The following is a 19,557-nucleotide window of genomic DNA, read 5'->3' on the forward strand; positions in this document are numbered from 1 at the left end:
AATTTACAACGTTGTATTTTCTCGGCGAGAAGTCCATGCTGGAGCAGGTCTATCGACGACGATGATCTTTTTAACGATGAAAGGGCGCACTCATGGCTGGCGAGATCTGGCGCGATCCCGAGCGCAGCGTCGCGGAACGGGTGGATGCTCTGATCGCCGTCCTCGGCGACCAGGAGAAGACGGCGCAGCTCGGCGGGTACTGGGCGGATCAGCGCACCTCCGGCGAGATCATCGCGCCCATGCAGGACGTGTTCTCCGAGGGGCGGCCCTCGTTCGAATCCGCCACGCGCCACGGGATCGGTCAGCTGACCCGCGTCTTCGGGACGGCTCCGGTGTCAGCCGCCGAGGGCATGGCACGCATCCGCGACGCCCAACGGCACCTCGTCGACCGGACACCGCACGGCATCCCCGCCGTCGTCCACGAGGAGTGCCTGACCGGATTCACCACGCTCGGGGCGACGGTCTTCCCGACCGCCCTCGCCTGGGCGGCGACCTTCGATCCCGAGCTCGTGGGGGAGATGGCCCGGGCCATCGGGCGGGACATGGCGGCTGTCGGCGTGCATCAGGGGCTGTCCCCCGTCCTCGATGTCGTCACCGACTATCGCTGGGGGAGGGTCGAGGAGACGATGGGTGAGGACCCGTACGTCGTCGCCACGCTCGCCTCGGCGTATGTGCGCGGGCTGCAGGAGGCCGGCATGATCGCGACGCTGAAGCACTTCGCGGGGCACGCGACCTCCCGCGGCGGCCGCAATCATGCTCCGGTCTCGATGGGCGAGCGCGAGCTGCGCGATCTCGTGCTGCCGCCGTTCGAGATGGCCGTGCGCAGCGCAGGCGCCAGGAGCGTCATGAACTCCTACACGGAGACCGATCGGGTGCCCGCCGCGGCCGATCGATGGCTGCTCACCGATCTCCTCCGCGACGAATGGGGGTTCGAGGGGACCGTCGTCTCGGACTACTGGGCCGTGGCCTTCCTCAAGTCCAAGCACGCCGTCGCGGCATCCATGGCCGAGGCCGGCCGGTTGGCCCTGCACGCAGGCCTCGACGTCGAGCTGCCGGACATCTCGGCGTTCCTCGCACTGTCCGAGGATGATCCTGAGCCGGAGCGGACGGCCTCCGACGTCGACACCGCGCTTCGCCGCGTGCTCAGGCAGAAGATCGAGCTCGGGCTGCTCGACGAAGGCTGGTCGCCGGCGGAGCCCGTCGATCACGACCTCGACAGCGCGGGCAACCGGGACATCGCGCGGCGGATGGCCGAGAAGTCCGTCGTGCTCCTCGACAACCCCGGAGGCCTGCTCCCCCTGCCTGCCGATCTGCGCCGCCTTGCGATCATCGGCCCCTGCGCCGATGATGCGAGCGCGATGATGGGCGCCTACTCGTTCCCCGTGCACGTGCTGCCGCGGCATCCGCAGCTCGGTCTCGGCGTCGACGCCATCGCGCTGCCCGATGCTGTGCGGGAGGCGTTCCCGCACACCGAGATCGCCCTGGAGCGGGGTTGCCCGCTCCAGCTGCCCGCCACGGAGGCGGAGCTCGATCGTGCCGTCAACGCCGCTGCGCGCTCCGATGCGGCGATCGTCGTCGTCGGCGATCACGCGGGCATGTTCGGCAAGGGCACATCGGGGGAGGGCTCGGATGCTCCTTCCCTCGAGCTCCCCGGTGACCAGGGCGAGCTCGTCGACCGCATCCTCGACACAGGGGTGCCCGTCGTGCTCGTCGTCCTTTCCGGCCGCCCCTATGCCCTCGGCCGGTTCCTCGATCGCGGCGCAGCCGTGGTGCAGTCCTTCATGCCCGGAGTCGAAGGAGCGGGTGCGCTCGCTCGCATCTTCGCCGGCGCTGTCAATCCGAGCGGCCACCTGCCGGTGCAGATCCCCGGCAGCCCGGCCGCGCTGCCGCACACCTATCTCGCCCCGCCCCTCGGGCAGGACGGCGACCGGATCAGCAACCTCTCGATCGCTCCGGCGTTCCCCTTCGGGCATGGTCTGTCCTATACGACCTTCGAGGTGCTCGACCTCTCCCTCGACAGGATCGAAATGGAGACGGATGCCGCCGTCACCGCGACCGTGACCGTGGCCAACATCGGAGATCGCAGCGGGGAGACGGTCGTCCAGCTCTACTGTGCCGACCCCGTCGCGCAGGTCACCCGGCCCGTGCAGCAGCTCGTCGGCTACGCCAGGGTCGCGCTGGACCCGGGCGAGCGCAGGTTGGTGTCCTTCGCGCTGCACGCCGATCGGTTCTCCTTCACGGGGCTCTCCCGCCGGAGGATCGTCGAGCCGGGCGAGATCATCCTCTCCGCAGGGCTCTCCGTCGGCAGACTCCCCCGGAGCGCATCCCTGCAGATCACGGGCCCCGTGCGCGAGGTCGTCGACCCCGTGCTGGAAACCGTCGTCGCATGATCACGCCTCGCCACGGCGGGCAAGAAACCGGAACAGAACAGGAACGTGCAATGCCCTCAGCCCATCTCACCGTCGACCCGCACTTCGTGACGGGACGAATCCACCGCCGACTCTTCGGCGGCTTCGTCGAGCACCTCGGGCGCCACGTCTACGACGGCATCTACGAACCCGGTCACGAGACGGCAGACGCGGAAGGGTTCCGTCAGGACGTCATCGACCTCGTCCGTGAGCTCGGCGTCACCACGATCCGCTACCCCGGCGGGAACTTCGTCTCCGGGTTCCGCTGGGAGGACTCGGTCGGCCCCCGCGAGCAGCGCCCTCGCCGTCTCGACCTCGCCTGGCACTCCACCGAGACGAACGAGGTCGGGCTGCACGAGTTCTCCTCGTGGCTCGACAAGGTCGGCAGCGACCTCATGCTGGCCGTGAACCTCGGTACCCGCGGCACGTTGGAGGCCATTGATCTTCTCGAGTACACCAACCTGCCGGGGGGAACCGAGCTCAGCGAGCGCCGGCGTGCGAACGGCCGCGACGAGCCGTTCGCCGTGGAGATGTGGTGCCTCGGCAACGAGATGGACGGCCCGTGGCAGCTGGGTCATCGCTCTGCAGATGACTACGGCAAGCTCGCATCGCAGACCGCCAAGGGCATGCGCCAGCTCGACCCCGATCTGAAGCTCGTCGTCTGCGGTTCGTCCGGAGCCCAGATGCCGACATTCGGTGAGTGGGAGCGCGTCGTGCTCCAGCACACGTACGACGACGTCGACTACATCTCCTGCCACGCGTACTACGAGGAGAAGGGCGGCGACACGGGTTCGTTCCTCGCCTCAGGCGTCGACATGGACCGCTTCATCGAGTCCGTCGTGGCGACGGCGGATCATGTCGCCGCTGTTCGCGGCAGCGACAAGCGCATCGACATCTCCTTCGACGAGTGGAACGTCTGGTACCTCGAGCGGGACAGGAGCATCGACACGATCTCCGGCATCGACAACTGGCCGGTGGCTCCGCGGATCCTCGAGAACGTGTACACGGTGCTGGACGCGGTCGTCTTCGGCGGCTTGATGATCTCGCTGCTCAAGCACGCCGACCGGGTGACGAGCGCGTCGCTCGCACAGCTGGTCAACGTCATCGCCCCGATCATGACCGAGCCCGGAGGGCCGGCCTGGCGCCAGAGCACGTTCTTCCCGTTCTCGATCACCTCGCGCCTCGCGCAGGGCGAGTCGCTGGAGCTCAAGCTCGACGCGCCCGTCTACGAGACGGAGCGCTATGGGGAGGTCTCCCTGGTGGATGCCGTCGCCACGCATGATGCCGCGACCGGCCGCTCAGCCCTGTTCCTCCTGAACCGCAGCCTGGACGAAGCCGTCACGGTGACCGTCGACATCTCCCGCCTCGGCGACGTGGCGGTGCTCGAAACCCATACATTGAGCGACGACGACATCCATGCGGCGAACACGGTCGCCGACCAAGAGCGCGTCGCGCCGGTCCCGAACGAGACCGTGTCGATCACCGACGGCGTGCTCACGATCACGCTGCCGCCGATCTCCTGGAGCGCGGTGTCCCTCGGCTGATCGCCGGGGCGTCGGCGGCTGTTCCCTTCGACAGGCTCAGGGAACGGGAAGCCGGCTCAGGGAACGACTCCGGTAGCTCGCTGAGCTTGTCGAAGCGCGCGGTGGGGCGTTCCCGTCGACAGGCTCAGGGAACGGAATGCTGGCTCAGGGAACGGAGATTGTCAGGCGCGAAAAGGGCGCCCGCTCATCGAGCGGGCGCCCTTGGCCTCTCGGCTGCGCTCAGGCGAGTTCGATCACCGACCAGGAGACGGCGGGAAGCGTCGCGCGGACAGCCCCGTCGACCACCTCGGCGGTCAGCGGCACCATGTGCACGGCATCCGGCGTCGTCTCCAGGTTGGCCGTGCGGCGGTCGCCGCCCTCGGGGATCGTCAGCACCTCGGCGTTCACGACGCGCAGCCCGGTGCCGAAGCCGCGGAGGTCGACCGTCAGATCGCTGTCCTCCTCCAGAGAGCGGTTGGCGACGAAGAGCACGACGCGGCCGGTCTCCTCGTCCCAGGTCGCGGCGGCGTCGACGGCATCCACATCGCCGTAGCGCTTCGTGGCGATCTGCGGTGCCGACACCGCGAGGCGCAGGATCCGTCCCTTCGCGAGGCGGGCGACACGCTCGAACGGCCAGAAGCTCGTCTGCCGCCAGGCAGGGCCGCCCTCCTCGGAGCGGATCGGGGCGATGACGTTCACGAGCTGCGCCTGGTTGGCGATCTTCACCCGGTCGCCGTGGCGCAGGAGGCTGTTCAGCAGGGTGCCGACGACGACGGCATCCGTCACCGAGTAGGTGTCCTCGATGAGCCGCGGATGCTCGCGCCAGCCGGCCGCCTCGATCTCGGCGGACTCCTCGGTGTTGTACTTCTTCTGATCCCACACGTTCCACTCGTCGAACGAGATGTCGACCTGCTTGGTGTGCTTTCCGGATGCCTTGACCGCGTCGATCGTGGCGATGACGCCGTCGATGAAGGCATCCATGTCGACGGCATCCGCGAGGAACGACGTCGTGTCGCCGTCGTGCTCCTGGTAGTACGCGTGCATCGAGATGTAGTCGACCTCGTCGTAGGCGTGCGTGAGCACGGTGTGCTCCCACGTGCCGAAGGTCGGCATCTGCCGGTTGGAGGAGCCGACGGCGACGAGCTCGATCGAGTTGTCGACAAGCTTCATCGCCTTGGCGGCCTCCTGCGCGAGGCGGCCGTACTCGTGTGCCGTCTTGCCGCCGATCTGCCACGGGCCATCGAGCTCGTTGCCCAGGCACCACAGCTTGATGTCGAAGGGCTCCGCCGCACCGTTCTTGCGACGCAGGTCAGACCAGTACGTACCACCGGGGTGGTTGGCGTACTCGACGAGCGAGCGGGCCTCCTCGACGCCGCGGGTGCCGAGGTTGATCGCCTCCATGATCTCCACGTCCGCCTCGCGCGCCCAGTCCACGAACTCGTGCAGGCCGAAGGCGTTGGTCTCGATCGTGTGCCAGGCGCCGTCGATGCGCACGGGTCGGTCTTCGACGGGACCGACGCCGTCCTCCCAGCGGTACCCGGAGACGAAATTGCCGCCGGGGTAGCGGATGACGGTCGGACCCATCTCCTTGACGAGGGCGAGGACGTCCTTGCGGAAGCCACGCTCGTCGGCCTGGGGATGGCCGGGCTCGTAGATGCCGGTGTACACGCAGCGACCCATGTGCTCGACGAAGGATCCGAAGAGCCTGCGGGGGACGTCGGCGATGGTGAAATCGCGGTCGATGGTGATGCGGGCCTGAGACATTGCTCTCCTTGCTGGGTGGGGATGGGTCACTGACCGCCGAAGCCGCTGGTCGCGACGCCCTTGACGATCTGCTTCTGGAAGATGATGAACACGATGATCAGCGGCAGCGCGGCGAGCACGGCCTGGGCCATGACCTGCGCGTACTGCACGCCGTAGGCGCTGATGACCGTCTGCAGCCCGACGGGCAGCGTCATCAGCGTGGTGTCGTTGATGACGAGGAACGGCCAGAGGAAGTTGTTCCATGCGCCGATGAACACGAAGATCGCGACGGATGCCAGGATCGGCCTCGACAGCGGAAGCACGATGGACCAGAAGATCCGCAGGCGCGTTGCGCCGTCCACGCGTGCCGCGTCCTCCAGCTCGATCGGGATCGCATCGAAGAAGCGCTTGAGGATGAACACCATGGCCGGAGCGACCACCTGCGGCAGGATCAGACCCCAGTGGGTGTCGATCATGTTGAAGGCGAGCATCTCGTAGAACAGCGGGATGATCAGCACCTGGGGTGGCACGACGATCGAGGCGATGACGGCGACGAAGAGCCACTTGCGTCCGGTGAAGTCCAGCCGCGAGAAGGCGTAGGCGGCCAGGGCCGAGATGGCGACCGTGATCACGGTGACGGCGGTCGCCGTCCACAGGCTGTTCCAGGCCCAGACGTAGACGTTGCCCTGCGACAGGATCGCGGCGAACGCCTCCGTGGTGGGGCCGCTCGCGCCGATCCAGCCGGGGTCGCCGGATGCGGCATCCGTCTCGGTCTTGAAGGCCGTCGCGACAGCCCAGAGAAACGGGAGCAGCCAGCCGATGGAGAGGAGCAGCAGTACGGCGAACGCGGCGATCCGCAGGGGGCCGAACGGCTTCTGGCCGGGGAGGTGCGAACGACGCGGTGCGCGGGGTGAGGCGGTGACGACCGCCTCCGTGGGGGTGAGCGTGGTCGTGGACATCAGATCTGCTCCTTCCGGCGGCGCGTGATCAGAGCCTGCGCGACGCCGACGATGACGATGAGAGCGAAGAAGACATAGGAGATGGCGGCCGAGTAGCCGAACCGGTAGCTGGTGAAACCGGCCTCGTAGATGTACTGCACGATGGATCGAGTGGTGTCGCTCGCGACCCCGCCGAGCATCTGGTACGCCTGGTCGAACAGCTTGAGAGAGGCGAGGATCTGCAGCAGCACGATGAGCACGGTCGCAGGGCCGAGCTGCGGGAGCGTGATGGAGAAGAACTGCCGCCATGCTCCTGCGCCGTCCAGCGACGCCGCCTCGTACTGCTGCGGCGGGATGTTCTGCATCGCGGCCAGGTAGAGCAGGAAGTTGAATCCGACCGTCCACCACACCGTCGCGATGACGATGGACAGCATGTTCGTCTCGGGGTTCTGCAGCCAGGCGAGCGGCTCGAGCCCGAAGAAGGCCAGGATGTTGTTGGCCGCACCGATCTGCGGGTTGAAGATCCACACCCAGATCTGCGAGATCACGGTCGACGCGAGCAGATACGGCATGAAGAACGACAGACGCCACAGCCACTGGCCGGGAAGTCCGCGGTCGACGAGCGCCGCCATGAGCAGTGCGATCACGACGAGCGGGACCGTGGACAGCAGTGTGAACCACACGGTGTTGCCCAGCGACTGCCACATGACCGGGTCGCTCAGCGCTTCGGCGTAGTTGGCGAATCCGACGAATCCTCCGCCGGCGCCGGTGAGCGACTGGTCGGTGAAGCTGAGGATGATGCCGTGGATGATCGGCCACACGAGGAAAAGGGCGAAGGCGATGAGGAACGGGGCGAGGAAGGCCCAGCTCACGAGCTGTTCGCGCCTCGGCGTCGAGGAGCGGCGGGAGCGGTGGTCGCCCGGCTTGCCGGTGACGATCGCGGTGGTGGAGCCGGTTGCGGTGGTCATGACTGCCACGTCCCTTCCGGGTCGGCCGGGTTCGGTTGCGAGAGCATCGTGTTCACGCGCGCCTCGAACCGGTCGATGGCCGCGGCGGGGTCGTCGCCGTTGAGGAGCACGCCCTGCACGGCGGCGCCGAACTCGCCCTGGAAGTTCGACCCCGACCCGGTGAACCAGGCGATCGGGTCGTAGACGACGTGCTGGGCGGCCTCGGCGTAGTGTGCCTGGGGGATGAGGTCGGCGTAGTCCGCCGACTCCGTGACAGGAAGGAACGCCGGGATGTGGCCTGCCTCGGCCCAGTCGAACGAGCCCTTGAGCATGTCGGCGACGAACTGGTAGGTGGCATCGCGCTTCGCCTCGTCGGGGCTGGACTGGTGCGGCAGGACGAACGAGTGCGAGTCGGCGTAGACGGCAGGGGTGCCGTAGATCGTCGGGATCATCGTCGCATCGAAGGGAATGCCTGCGTTCTGCATCGTTCGGAGCTCCCAGACGCCGGTCATGAACATCCCGCTCTTGCCCGTGGCGAACTCCGCCACGGCAGTGCCGTAGTCCGCCTGGGTCGCGGCGATCTCGCCGTCCAGCAGGGACTGCATGAGCGTGAGCACCTCGATCGCGGCATCCTTGTCGATGTCCGCCTTGCCGCCTGCGGGCAGCTCGATCTCGAGGCCGTGCTGCGCGTACAGGCCGTAGAACAGTCGCCACATCTGGGCGCCGTCGCCGAGGTAGCCGTAGGAGAGGGCGTGGCCTTCGGCGGAGCCGGCGACCGTGCGCAGCTGGTCGAGCCACTCCTCCGGCGAGGAGACCGGCTTCAGCGTGCCGTCGGTGGCGAGGACGCCGGCAGCGTCGCAGACGTCCGTGTTGAACATCAGCACGAAGGGGTGCGCGTCGAGTGCGACGCTGAACATGTCCTCGCCGACGAATCCCTTCTCCCAGATGGGTGTCGGGAAGGTCGATGAATCGACGCCGAGGGCGGCCAGCTTGTCGAGATCCCACGGGTCGAGAAGCCCGCCGGGAGCCCAGCCGACCGTGCGGGTCGCGTGCATGATCGCGACGTCCGGCGCGCGGCCGCCGGCGGCCGCCATGGCGAGCTTCGTGTAGTACGGCGTTCCCCAGGCGAGGACGGTCGGACGGATCCGGTAGGTGTCCTGCGCGGCGTTGGCCGCGTCGAGCAGCGCCGACATCGTGACGCCGTCGCCGCCGGAGAGCAGATGCCAGAACTGCAGTGTCTTCGCGTTCGTCGCGGCGGGGGAGCCGGGGGCGCAGCCGGCGAGCAGGGCGGCGCCTGCAGCCAGGGATGCGACGGAGAGGAACTGTCTCCTGGACAGCTCGAGCGGGGGTGTCATCGGCACTCCTTCGTGACCGGGGTGGCGCACCGGGATCGGGGCGCCTCCATCATTACATCGTGGTAATGGCGTGCGCAACCACGTTCTCCGCCCGGCGTGGCGGGCGTGAGAGCGGGGTCAGGGGCGGTGGCCCCTGGGGGTGCGCGCGGTGCTCGCGCGTTCGATCACGCGGTGGGACAGCGTGAGGGCCCGGGGGGCCGTGGTGCGGTCGTCCATCCGTGACAGGAGGAGGCCGAGTGCGGCCTCGGCGAACGCTCTGCGGTCGAAGGCGACCGTCGTCAGCGACGGCGAGGTGAAGCGCGAGAACTCCACATCGTCGAAGCCGGTGACGATCACCTGGTCGGGCACGGAGATGCCGGCGTCGTGCAGGGCGTGCAGCACGCCCGCGGCCATCGAGTCCGTGAAGGCGATGACCGCGTCGAACGCGACGCGACGGTCCAGGAGCTCGCGCACGCCTTCGGCGCCGGCAGCCATCGACCAGGGGAGCCGGTTCACCTCGAGCTCCGGGCCGTGCGGCAGCCCGGCCTCGCGCAGGGCGTCTCGGACGCCGTCCAGACGGAGGCGGCTCGTCGCGGTGGCGACGGAGGCGTCATCGTCGCCGCCGACGACGGCGATCCTGCGAGCGCCGCGGGCGATCACGTGACGGGCGGCATCCGCACCCGCCTGGCGGCTGTCGATGCGCACCTGATCCACCCGGTTCTGCTCGACCTCTCCGATCACCACGATCGGCGGCAATCGGTCGGCGTCGCGCACGACGCTGTCCTCGAGGCGGATCGGGTTCAGGATGAGCCCGTCGACGAGGTGCGCCCTGGCACGGGAGAGGAGCTCCTGCTCGCGGACCGGCTCGGCGGCGGTCTCCTCGATCTGGACGGCGAGCCCGCGGGCATGGGCGGCTTCGACGATGCGGTGCACCAGCTCGGCGGAGTACGCGGTCGCGAGGTCGGGGAGGGCGAGCGCGATCGTGCCGCTACGGCCCTGACGGAGGCCGCGCGCGTTGAGGTTCGGCACGAAGTCGAGCTCGGCCATCGCGGCCTCGACGCGGGCCCTGGTCTCCTCGCGGACGAAGACGGTGCCCGTGACCACGTTGGACACCGTCTTGGGGGAGACGCCGGCGAGGGCGGCGACGTCCTTCATCCTCGGTCTCGGCGTCAGCGTCACCCGAACAGGATAGTCCGCGGGTTTCCCTTCGACGAGCTCAGGGAACGGAGGGAGGAGCTCGCTGAGATGCTCGCTGAGCCTGTCGAAGCGTCGAGCTCGCTGAGCCTGTCGAAGCGTGCGGGGCTCCGTCCCTAGACTCGGCGTATGCCCTTCCCGCCGTCCATGCCGCACGCCGTCTTCACCGGAGCTCTGGGCGATCCCTCCTCGGGCGCCTGGTTCCCCGCGCAGGCGGTCGTGAGCGGGGGGCTCATCACGCTCTGGGTTGCGTCGGCCGGGGCGTGGACGCAGGTGTTCAGCGTTCCCGCCGGCCAGGTCCAGGTGCGCTCCGCCGCCCAGCGCATCACCCTCGTCGTCGGAGCGCAGAGCTATCCGATCCTCGCCGACCCGGCGTCGGTGTATCGGGCGCTGAATCTCACGGGGATGGGCATCGCCGGCGACCTCATGGGATCTGACCGCTTGGCCATCGCGAGCGGAGTCGGCCGCGCCGCGAACGTGGCCGGGGCCGCTCAGGCCTTCACCGCCGGCGGCGGCACGGAGTTCCTCGCCGCCGCGCGCTTCTCGGGCGCTCGCGTGTCACGCTTCGGCTACGGCGCGATCATCGCGCTCGGGTGCGGCGGCGGTCTGGCCGTCGTGATCGCCACGCTGGTCATCACCGTGCTGCTGCTCAATCTCTGAGCCGAGGATGCGGGATGCTCGCTGAGCCCCGTTGGAGCTCGCTGAGCGTGTCGAAGCGCAGAAGCGTGCGGGCGGGTTCCCTTCGACAGGCTCAGGGAACGAGAAGCGGCTCAGGGAACGGTGAGTGCAGTGCTCGCTGAGCTTGTCGAAGCGCGGTGCTCGCTGAGCTTGTCGAAGCGCAGAAGCGTGCGGGCGGGTTCCCTTCGACAGGCTCAGGGAACGAGAAGCGGATCAGGGAACGAGAAGCGGCTCTGGGAATGCCTGCCGAAGCGCGCCGCTCGGCTCAGCTCGTCGGCAACCACACCCGCATCGTCGAAGGGCCGCGCTGCGCCCAGTCGTGGTAGGCGATCAGCGGCGTCTCCGTGACCGCACCGGTGGCCCTGTTCCGCACCGGCACGACCACATGTCCATCGCGCTGCGTCGGTGTGCCGGCGATGACCGCGTCCACGACATCGGCGCCGAAGTCGATCGATTCGAGGGCCAGCACCTCCGGGCCTCGTTCGACGGCGACGGTGCCGCGCACGGCATCCACCCGCGGATCGGGCTCGGTGACGCGCGGCGCCACCGGCAGCGAGAGCTCGATGAGGTCCCCGGCCCGGAACGCTCGTCGGATGACCGCGAATCCCGGCGCGACCTGCTCCGATGAGCCTGCGACGCTCAGCGACGCTCCGCCTGCCCACCCCGGCACGCGCAGCGAGAGCGCGAACTCGGCATCCTCCACGATGGTGACGCGCACCCGCCCGTCCACCGGGTAGCCGGTCTCGATGTCGAGCGAGACCCGGCGGCCGTCGGAGAGCATTGTGCGCACCCGCGACGTGGCGTACTGATGCACCTGCACGCCGTCGTCGTCCGCCGTGGCGACGTAGGCGCCCAGACTCGCGAAGGTCCGTGCGACGTTGGGCGGACAGCAGGAGACGTCGAACCAGGGCGCCCGCAGCGACGAGGATGCTCTCGACGAGGTCGAGTCGGGATCGGCAGGCTCGCCGGGCACGCGCTGGTGCAGGGTGTTGGCGTAGTAGAACGCGCGGCCGTCGGGGGAGGGCGAGGTCGCGACGACGTTGTAGAGCGTGCGCTCAATGAGATCCGCGTACTCCGAGGAACCGGTCGCGAGCAGCAGCCGCCACGAGAACATGATCGACCCCACTCCCGCGCAGGTCTCCGAGTACGCCCGGTCGCTCGGCAGCTCCCAGTCGTCGCCGAAGGCCTCGTCCTGGTGATGCGAGCCCTGCCCGCCGGTGATGTAGGTGCGCCGTTGGACGGTCCGCTCCCACTGCCGGCGCAGCACGTCGAGCAGCTCGCGGTCGTCGGTGTCCACGGCGACGTCGGTGGCCCCCGCCGAGAGGTAGTTCGCCCGCACGGCGTGACCGCGCAGCACGTCGGCCTCCCGCACCGGGATGTCGTCCTGGTAGTACCTGCGCCCCCACTCGATGTCGCGCAGCGTCCCCCGTCCGTGCCGCTCGACGAACAGCGCGGCCTGGTCGATGTACCGCCGCTCGCCCAGCGCCCTGCCGAGCTCGGCGAGCCCCACCTCCACCTCGGCGTGGCCGCAGATGGCATCCCGTCCGTCCTCACCGAACTCGCGGCACACGAGATCGGCCGCTCGCCGAGCGATCTCGACGAGATCGGATGCCTCAGGCCGGGTCCGCGCCCTGGCGACCGCCGCCTGGAAGAGATGCCCGAGGCAGTACAGCTCGTGGCCCCACTCCAGATCCGACCAGCGCTCGCCCTGCCCTGGCCGACCGAATCGGGTGTTGAGGTACCCGTCCGCCTCCTGCGCCGCGGCGACGCGTGCGACGATCGCGCCGAAGCGCGTCCCGAGCGCCGCATCCGACGTCCTCCCGATCTCCCACGCGAGCGCCTCGAGGTACTTGTAGACCTCGGAGTCGGAGAACTCGCGGCCCCGGCGACCTTCCGGGAGCAGGCCGCGCGCCGCGAGGTCGAAGTTGGGCAGCCAGCCCTCGGACTCCAGCCGGGACTCGATGTGCGTCAACGTCGCAGCGCCGTTGACGCGTTGGCGCTCAGCCCAGAAACCGTTGGAGATGACGACCTCGTCGAGGCCGAGGGGTCGCAGGCGCCCGCGGGCGGGCACGACGGGGGCGAGGGGGGTAGAAGACATGGTCATCCCTTGAAGGCGCCGGACATGAAGCCGCGCACGTAGTGGCGTTGGAGGATCAGGAAGAGCACGATGCACGGCAGCGCGAGCACGACGACACCGGCCTCGGTCGCGCCGTAGTCGACCACGCCCTGCACCTGACCGCGGAGGTTGGCCACGGCGAGCGGCAGCGTCATCCGGTTCGAGTCGTTGATGAGGATCAGCGGCGCCATGAAGTCGTTCCAGGCGGTGAGGAAGGCGAACAGGCCGACCGTGACGAGCCCGGGCTTCACGGCGGGCAGCAGCACCCGCCAGAGCGCGCCCCAGCTCGAGCATCCGTCGACCATCGCCGCCTCGTCCATCTCGCGAGGGATCGACTCGAACGAGATCCGCATCATGAACATCGAGAACGGCAGCTGGAACATCGTGATCACGAGCGCCACTCCCACCAGGGAGTTCTGCAGGCCGACGGCGTTGAGGATGACGTACAGCGGGATCAACAGGGTCGCGTACGGCACCATGAGGATCGCCAGCGTCAGCAGGAACAGGGCGTTCTTGCCGGGGAACGAGAATCGAGCGAAGGCGTATCCACCCAGCAGCGAGATGAACAGGGTGAGCACCACGGTCAGCGTCGAGACGAACAGCGAGTTGCCCAGGTATACCCAGATGCCGGCCTGGTACTCGCCGAGAGCGGCGTAGTTGCCGAACCCCCAGCCGTCGGTCTGGCTGGTCCCCGCGACGGGGCTCACGGAGGAGACCCCGGTCCAGATGAGCGGATAGAGGAAGATCACAGCGAGGGCCGTGGTGAACACCCAGTACGGGATGCCGTAGACGAGGCGCCTCGCCGTCGAGCGGTACCGCGGAGTGCTCGGCTGGTGGTGCGGCGCGACGATCGTGCGCGTGAGGGTCTGGGACACGGATCTCAGCTCTCGTCGGGGCGCCGGAAGGCGCGCAGCTGGAAGATGTTGATCACGATGAGCGCCGCCAGCACGATCACCGAGAGGGCGCCGGCGATGCCGAGGCTGTTCTGGCCCTGGAAGGCGACGTTGTAGATGAGCTGGACCACGGTCATCGTGCTGTTGTCCGGTCCGCCCTTGGTGAGGATGTAGAACTGCTCGAACGCGAGCAGCGATCCGGTCACGCACATCACCGTCGTCAGGGCGAAAGTGGGCTTGAGCAGCGGCACGGTGATGTCCCGGAACGTCTGCCAGCGGCTCGCGCCATCGATGCGCGCCGCCTCGTAGACGTCGTCTGGGATGCCCTGCAGCCCGACGAGCATGAGGAGCATGTAGAAGCCGGCGTACCGCCACACGATGAGGAAGATCGTCGACCAGAGCGCGCCCTCCGGGGTGCCGAGGAAGGTGATCCCCCACGATTTCATCAGGTCGGCGAACGGGCCGGCGATCGGCGAGTACAGCACGTAGAACAGCAGCGAGGCGGATGCCAGCCCGAGCGCACTGGGGATGAGGAACGCCGTGCGGAGGAACCCCTTCCACCGGGTGGACTCCTGCACCAGCAGTGCCAGCCCGAGGCCGAGGCCGAGGAGGATCACGGTGGTGATCACCGTGTAGAGCAGCGTGAAGCGGATCGAGTCCCAGAACAGTCGGTGGGTGACGGCATCCGCGTAGTTCTCCGGGAAGTTCACGCCCTGATTGCCGCTGAGCAGGGGCCAGTCGGACGCCGACATCTGCAGCACGAGCACGAGGGGGACGATGAACAGCGCCGCCACGAAGATCGCGGTGGGTGCGGCGTACAGCCAGCCCTGCACGGGGCCGCCGAATCCGGTGCGGACGCGGCGGCGACGACGCAGCGGCGGTGCGGTCGAGGTCATGGATGCTTCCTTCGATGGGGTGGGGCGGCTCACGCCGCCCCACCGTGAGGTCACTGGCCGAGGATCGCGGTGATCTCGTCGTTGTCCGCGTCGACGGTGTCCGTTCCCTCGAGCACAGCGTTGCGCACGAGTGTCAGCCAGGGGCTGCCAGGAGCGTTGAACGCCTGCTGGAAGTTGATCGCGACGGGGGTGTCGCCCTGCGCCGCGACCTCGTTGATCGTCACGAGCCGGGGGTCGGCCGCGGCGTACTCGTTGTCGGCGAGGTCGCCTCGCGAGACGGCGTTGCCGTCCTGGGCGAGCACCTCGACCTGCGCCTCTTCGGACATCATCCAGTTGAGGAAGTTCCAGGCCTGCGCGGACTGCTTCGAGTCCTTCGAGATGCCGATGCCGTCTCCGCCGACGAAGGTGGATGCCCCGCCGTCGACACCGGGAAGGCCGGCGACGCCCGCGTCGAACTCGAGGGTGGGCAGCAGGGTCGCCGGGAACGGCATGATGCCGACCTTGCCCTCGCTGAAGGCGGCGGTCCAGGTGGGACCAGCCTCGTCCGTGGAGCTCGGCAGGATCGCCCCGGCCTCCTGGAGCTCCTCCCAGGTCTCGTAGACCTCCTCCGCCGCGTCGCCGGCGAGGAGCGCCTCGGTGCCGTCGTCGCTGAGGACCTCCTCACCGGATGCCCAGATCGACGGGAACCAGGTGAAGACCAGGCATCCGCCGCAGTTGAGGCCGGTGGCGGTGCCGTAGGTGTCCGGCTTGTTCAGCGCTTGCACGGCCTGAGCGGCTTCGGAGAACTCCTCGAGCGTGGCGGGTGCCTTGTCGGGGTCGAGGCCTGCCTCGGCGAAGAGCTCCTTGTTCCAGAACAGCATCGAGAGGTCCAGGACGAAGGGCAGGACGTGCTCGGCGCCCTCGTACGTGCCGGCGGAGAGGTGGCCCTGGTTGATGGAGTCCTTATAGTCCAGGCCGTCGATCTGCTCGGTGATGTCCTGGAAGAGCCCCTGCTGGACCCAGTTCGGCACGTACACGATGTCGGCCGCGAAGAGATCGGGGAGACCTCCCGAACCCGCGGCGGCACCGACCTTGGCAACGTAGTCGTCGTTGGGCACGACCGTGAGCTCGACCTGGTTCTCGTGCGAGGCGTTGTACGCGTCGACGAGGAGGTTCGCCTGGTGCTCCATGGGTGCGCGGGTCCACAGGGTGAGCGTCGAGCCGTCATCGACGCCCTCGGCCGTGATCGGCTCTTCGGGCTCTGCGGATTCGCTCGTGCCGCAGGCGGCGAGGCCGCCGAGAAGGCCTGCGAGGGCCAGGACGGTGCCGGTGCGGATCAGTGCACGGCGTCGGGGGATGTGCATGGGATTGCCTCCTTGGCTCCACTTCGAGCCGGTGTGTCGGACGGGTGCTGCCGCCGATCGACGGCGTTGTCGTTCAGAGGGCTCGCCAACGAAAACGTCGAAACCCCTTTCGGAAAGGTATAGCGCGATTCAAGGCGCGCGGTCAAGCAATCTTTTCGATAACCTTTCCGTGCGAACGAGGAGAGACATGGCCACGAATGACGCGGGCGGCAGGGCGGCGACGCTCAGCGATGTCGCGCGCCGTGCCGGGGTCTCCATCGCCACGGCATCGAAGGCGCTGAACGATCGGGGTGACGTCGCGGCGGCGACGAGGGCGCGTGTGCGCGCCGCCGCCGAGGAGCTCTCGTTCACTCCCAACGCCATGGCACGGGGCCTCCTCGCCGGACGCACCGGCACCGTCGGCCTGCTCACGAGCGACCTCGAGGGTCGGTTCATGATCCCGATCCTCATGGGCGCCGAGGATGCGTTCGGTGCGGGGCGCGTGAACGTGTTCCTCTGCGATGCGCGTGGCGATGCGATCCGCGAGCAGCACCATCTCAAGGAGCTCCTCAGTCGCCGTGTCGACGGGATCATCGTCGTCGGGCGGCAGACGGATCCCCGGCCGTCCCTCGGCCAGGACATCCCCGTCCCCGTCGTCTACGCCTATGCGCCGTCCGACGACCCCCGCGACCTCTCGCTCACACCGGACAACGAGCAGGGCGGACGCCTCGCGATCGAGCATCTGCTCGCCTGCGGACGGCGGAGGATCGCGCATATCTCCGGGGATCCCGCCTACGCGGCGGCCCAGGACCGTGTCGCAGGAGCCAGAGCCGCGCTCGCCGAGGCCGGGCTCGACTTCGTCGCAGAGCCGATGTTCTCGGAGTGGACGGAGCACTGGGGGCGCGATGCGGCTGCCCTCCTGCTGCAGCGGCATCCGGACATCGACGCGGTCTTCTGCGGCTCGGACCAGATCGCGCGCGGCGTGCTGGACTCCGCGCGCGACCTCGGCCGCATGGTGCCGGACGATCTCGCCGTGATCGGCTACGACAACTGGGAAGTGCTCGCCACCAATGCGAGGCCGGAGCTGACGAGCATCGACGCGAACCTGCAGCAGCTCGGTCGGCAGGCGGCGCAACGGGTCTTCGACGCCATCGACGGCGTCGACATCGGACAGGGCACCCGGAGGCTTCCGGTGCGGCTCGTGATCAGAGGCTCGACGATCGCGCGGCGCTGACGTCCCGACCCGCTCGCTGAGCCTCCCCACCCAGCTCGCTGAGCTTCCCCACCCAGCTCGCTGAGCTTGTCGAAGCGTGCGGGTTCCCGCTGGGAAGCTCGCTGAGCCTGTCGAAGCGTGCGGATGTGTTCCCTTCGACAGGCTCAGGGAACGAAACTCGCGCTCAGGGAATGGAGAGCTCGCTGATCTCCGCTGGGGAGCTCGCTGAGCCTGTCGAAGCGTGCGGGTTCTCACTGAGAACCTCGTTGAGCCTGTCGAGCGTGCGTGTCGCCGCTGAGAAGCTCGCTGAGCTCGTCGAAGCGTGCGGGTGTGTTCCCTTCGACAGGCTCAGGGAACGAGAAGCGTGCGGGTTCTCTCGCTCAGACCTCGTCGCGCCAGGAGTGCTGCGGATCGAACCCGAGCACGCGACGCGCCTTGTCGATCGAGAGCAGCGTCTCGTTCGGCCCGATCTCTCGGGTGACCGGGACCCCGGGGAACACTTCGGCGATGAGCTCGGCGTTCGGACGCGACATCACGGTGTCGGCGGCGGCGATGATGAACCTGTCGAATCCCGGCTCCGCGACCTCCAGGGCGCGCTGCACGGCCTGCGCGCCGTCGCGGGCGTCGATGTACCCCCAGAGGTTCCACTTGCGCAGCCGGGCATCCGCGTCGAAATCCGCGAAGGCGGCGTAGTCCTCCGGCACCATCACGTTCGAGAAGCGCAGCGCAGTGATCGACACCTCCGGATGCCAGCGGACGAGCTCGGTCGCCAGCTGCTCTTCGAGGGTCTTCACGAGCGAGTAGACCGACTCCGGGCGGGCCGGATACTCCTCGTCGACCGGGATGTAGGGCGGCGGCACGTCGAACGGCAGGCCCAGCACCGTCTCGCTCGATGCGTACACGATGCGCTGGATGCCCAGCCGCACGGCGGCCCAGAACACGTTGAACGTTGCAGGCATGTTGTTGTGGAAGGTCGCGACATCGCTGCGGATGCCCGGTGCGGGGATCGCCCCCAGGTGGACGACGGCGTCGATGCCGTCGTGGCGGTCGCCGACGGCGGCGAGAGCATCCACCACCTGGCCGTAGTCCGTGAGATCCACCTGCACGAAATCGGGGCCGCGCGTGCCCGCGACATCCATGCCGATGACCTCGTAGCCGGCGGCACGCAGTTCGCGGGCGACGACGCGGCCGAGCTTGCCCGATGATCCGGTGAGAGCGATGCGCATGGGTACATGCTGGCACGGCCGACGCCCGCGTGGCCGTACACTCGACCGCGTGAGTGCCCCGAGCCCCGATTCATCGCGCGCCGTCGGCGTGCGCGACGTCGCCGCACGCGCGGGAGTCTCCAGGCAGACGGTCTCCCGCGTGCTGAACGACCATCCAGAGGTGGCCGCCGAGACGCGCGAGCGCGTGCTCGGGGCGATGGCCGAGCTCGGCTACCGGATGAACAACGCCGCACGCGCCCTTGGCACGCGGCGCTCCCGCACGATCGGCGTGCTGGCCTCGGACGCGCTGCAGTACGGACCCTCACGGTCGATCGCGGCGATCGAGGCCTCGGCGCGCGAGGCCGGTTACTGGGTCAGCGCGGCGTTCGCGGATGCCGGTGACGCGACCGCTGTCGCGGGTGCCGTCGATCATCTCGTGGCACAGGGCGTGGAGGGCATCGTCGTCGTGGCGCCGCATGCGCGCACGCTGGAGGCACTCGACGCGGTGAGCGTCGGCATCCCGATCGTGACCCTGCACTCGGCGGGGCGCGGCCGCCGCGGCTTCACCGTCGACCAGGTCGCCGGTGCGCGGCTCGCGGTCGCCGCTCTCGCGGATGCCGGGCACACCCGCATCGCCCATCTCGCGGGACCTGCGGACTGGCTCGAGGCCGAGTCCAGGGCCGATGGCTTCGCCGCGGAACTCGCGGCCCGGAGGCTGCCCGCAGGCCCGGTGATCGTCGGCGACTGGTCGGCGGGGTCCGGATACGCCGCGGTCGCCGCGGTGCGCGCCGCCGATGTCACCGCGGTGTTCGCGGCCAACGACCAGATGGCGCTCGGGCTTCTCGGCGGACTGCACGAGGCAGGGTTGGCTGTTCCCGGGGACATCAGCGTGGTCGGCTTCGACGACGTCCCGGATGCCGCGTTCTACTGGCCGCGGCTGACGACCGTGCGGCAGGACTTCGACGAGCTCGCACGCCGCGCGGTCCTCGCCGTGGTCGGCGGTGCCGACGCATCCGCGGCGCCGGTCGCGCCGGTGCTCGTCTCGCGGGCGTCGGTCGCACCACCTCGCTGACGACGCAGGCGGCGGCGTGGCTTCGGTTGGCGGGTGTGGTCGGATGCGGGCCCGGATTGCGGCAGGTGCTGCCAG

General features: G+C 68.9%; 15 protein-coding genes. 5 read left to right on the top strand and 10 right to left on the bottom strand.

Going from position 1 to position 19,557, the window contains the following annotated elements; genetic code table 11:
• Window positions 1–92 precede the first annotated feature (92 nt).
• Both ACWGJP_RS07610 and arfA (ACWGJP_RS07615) read left to right on the top strand, forming a co-directional pair.
• Complete coding sequence (locus ACWGJP_RS07610) at window positions 93–2,390, top strand: glycoside hydrolase family 3 N-terminal domain-containing protein (RefSeq protein WP_452329148.1); 2,298 nt, start codon at window positions 93–95, stop codon at window positions 2,388–2,390.
• Window positions 2,391–2,440: 50 nt separating this feature from the next.
• Entirely contained in the window at window positions 2,441–3,952 is a 1,512-nt protein-coding gene (gene arfA / locus ACWGJP_RS07615) for an arabinosylfuranosidase ArfA (RefSeq protein ID WP_452329149.1), read from the top strand.
• A 219-nt stretch (window positions 3,953–4,171) separates the two neighbouring features.
• Here arfA (ACWGJP_RS07615) and arfA (ACWGJP_RS07620) read toward each other — a convergent pair whose 3' ends face one another.
• The 5 genes from arfA (ACWGJP_RS07620) to ACWGJP_RS07640 form a co-directional block, all read right to left on the bottom strand.
• Window positions 4,172–5,695: an arabinosylfuranosidase ArfA gene (arfA, locus tag ACWGJP_RS07620; protein ID WP_452329150.1), complete on the bottom strand. Its 1,524-nt coding sequence runs from the start codon at window positions 5,693–5,695 to the stop codon at window positions 4,172–4,174.
• Between the two features lie 26 nt (window positions 5,696–5,721).
• Window positions 5,722–6,633 (bottom strand): carbohydrate ABC transporter permease, encoded by a 912-nt coding sequence (locus ACWGJP_RS07625; protein ID WP_452329151.1) that lies wholly within the window; start codon window positions 6,631–6,633, stop codon window positions 5,722–5,724.
• Complete coding sequence (locus tag ACWGJP_RS07630; protein ID WP_452329152.1) at window positions 6,633–7,580, bottom strand: carbohydrate ABC transporter permease; 948 nt, start codon at window positions 7,578–7,580, stop codon at window positions 6,633–6,635. The genes ACWGJP_RS07625 and ACWGJP_RS07630 overlap by 1 nt, the downstream gene beginning before the upstream one ends.
• On the bottom strand, window positions 7,577–8,914 hold the full coding sequence (locus ACWGJP_RS07635; RefSeq protein ID WP_452329153.1) for an extracellular solute-binding protein: 1,338 nt from the start codon (window positions 8,912–8,914) through the stop codon (window positions 7,577–7,579). Before ACWGJP_RS07635 ends, ACWGJP_RS07630 begins: the two co-directional genes overlap by 4 nt.
• Before the next feature lie 117 nt (window positions 8,915–9,031).
• A complete protein-coding gene (locus ACWGJP_RS07640; protein ID WP_452329154.1) occupies window positions 9,032–10,072 on the bottom strand; it encodes a LacI family DNA-binding transcriptional regulator in 1,041 nt (346 codons plus the stop codon).
• Window positions 10,073–10,216: 144 nt separating this feature from the next.
• Here ACWGJP_RS07640 and ACWGJP_RS07645 point away from each other — a divergent pair, with 144 nt between their 5' ends.
• On the top strand, window positions 10,217–10,747 hold the full coding sequence (locus ACWGJP_RS07645) for a hypothetical protein (RefSeq protein ID WP_452329155.1): 531 nt from the start codon (window positions 10,217–10,219) through the stop codon (window positions 10,745–10,747).
• Between the two features lie 283 nt (window positions 10,748–11,030).
• Here ACWGJP_RS07645 and ACWGJP_RS07650 read toward each other — a convergent pair whose 3' ends face one another.
• Genes ACWGJP_RS07650 through ACWGJP_RS07665 form a run of 4 tightly spaced genes read right to left on the bottom strand, consistent with a single transcriptional unit; the run spans window position 11,031 to window position 16,013 of the window.
• Window positions 11,031–12,869, bottom strand: coding sequence for a glycoside hydrolase family 127 protein (locus tag ACWGJP_RS07650; RefSeq protein WP_452329156.1), 1,839 nt, complete (start codon window positions 12,867–12,869; stop codon window positions 11,031–11,033).
• Entirely contained in the window at window positions 12,866–13,756 is an 891-nt protein-coding gene (locus ACWGJP_RS07655; RefSeq protein WP_452329157.1) for a carbohydrate ABC transporter permease, read from the bottom strand. Before ACWGJP_RS07655 ends, ACWGJP_RS07650 begins: the two co-directional genes overlap by 4 nt.
• A 5-nt stretch (window positions 13,757–13,761) precedes the next feature.
• The gene (locus tag ACWGJP_RS07660; protein WP_452329158.1) at window positions 13,762–14,670 is read right to left on the bottom strand and encodes a carbohydrate ABC transporter permease; all 909 of its coding nucleotides are present in this window, start codon (window positions 14,668–14,670) and stop codon (window positions 13,762–13,764) included.
• Window positions 14,671–14,720: 50 nt separating this feature from the next.
• Window positions 14,721–16,013, bottom strand: coding sequence for an ABC transporter substrate-binding protein (locus tag ACWGJP_RS07665; protein ID WP_452329159.1), 1,293 nt, complete (start codon window positions 16,011–16,013; stop codon window positions 14,721–14,723).
• A 187-nt stretch (window positions 16,014–16,200) separates the two neighbouring features.
• Between ACWGJP_RS07665 and ACWGJP_RS07670 the strand changes: the two genes are divergently transcribed.
• Window positions 16,201–17,226 (top strand): LacI family DNA-binding transcriptional regulator, encoded by a 1,026-nt coding sequence (locus ACWGJP_RS07670; protein WP_452329160.1) that lies wholly within the window; start codon window positions 16,201–16,203, stop codon window positions 17,224–17,226.
• 359 nt (window positions 17,227–17,585) lie between these two features.
• Here the strand turns inward: ACWGJP_RS07670 and ACWGJP_RS07675 are convergent, their stop codons facing one another.
• On the bottom strand, window positions 17,586–18,431 hold the full coding sequence (locus ACWGJP_RS07675) for an NAD-dependent epimerase/dehydratase family protein (protein WP_452329161.1): 846 nt from the start codon (window positions 18,429–18,431) through the stop codon (window positions 17,586–17,588).
• 49 nt (window positions 18,432–18,480) lie between these two features.
• Here ACWGJP_RS07675 and ACWGJP_RS07680 point away from each other — a divergent pair, with 49 nt between their 5' ends.
• Entirely contained in the window at window positions 18,481–19,482 is a 1,002-nt protein-coding gene (locus ACWGJP_RS07680; RefSeq protein WP_452329162.1) for a LacI family DNA-binding transcriptional regulator, read from the top strand.
• The last annotated feature ends 75 nt before the right edge of the window (window positions 19,483–19,557 follow it).

The sequence above is a fragment of the Microbacterium sp. NPDC055903 genome (assembly GCF_053615555.1).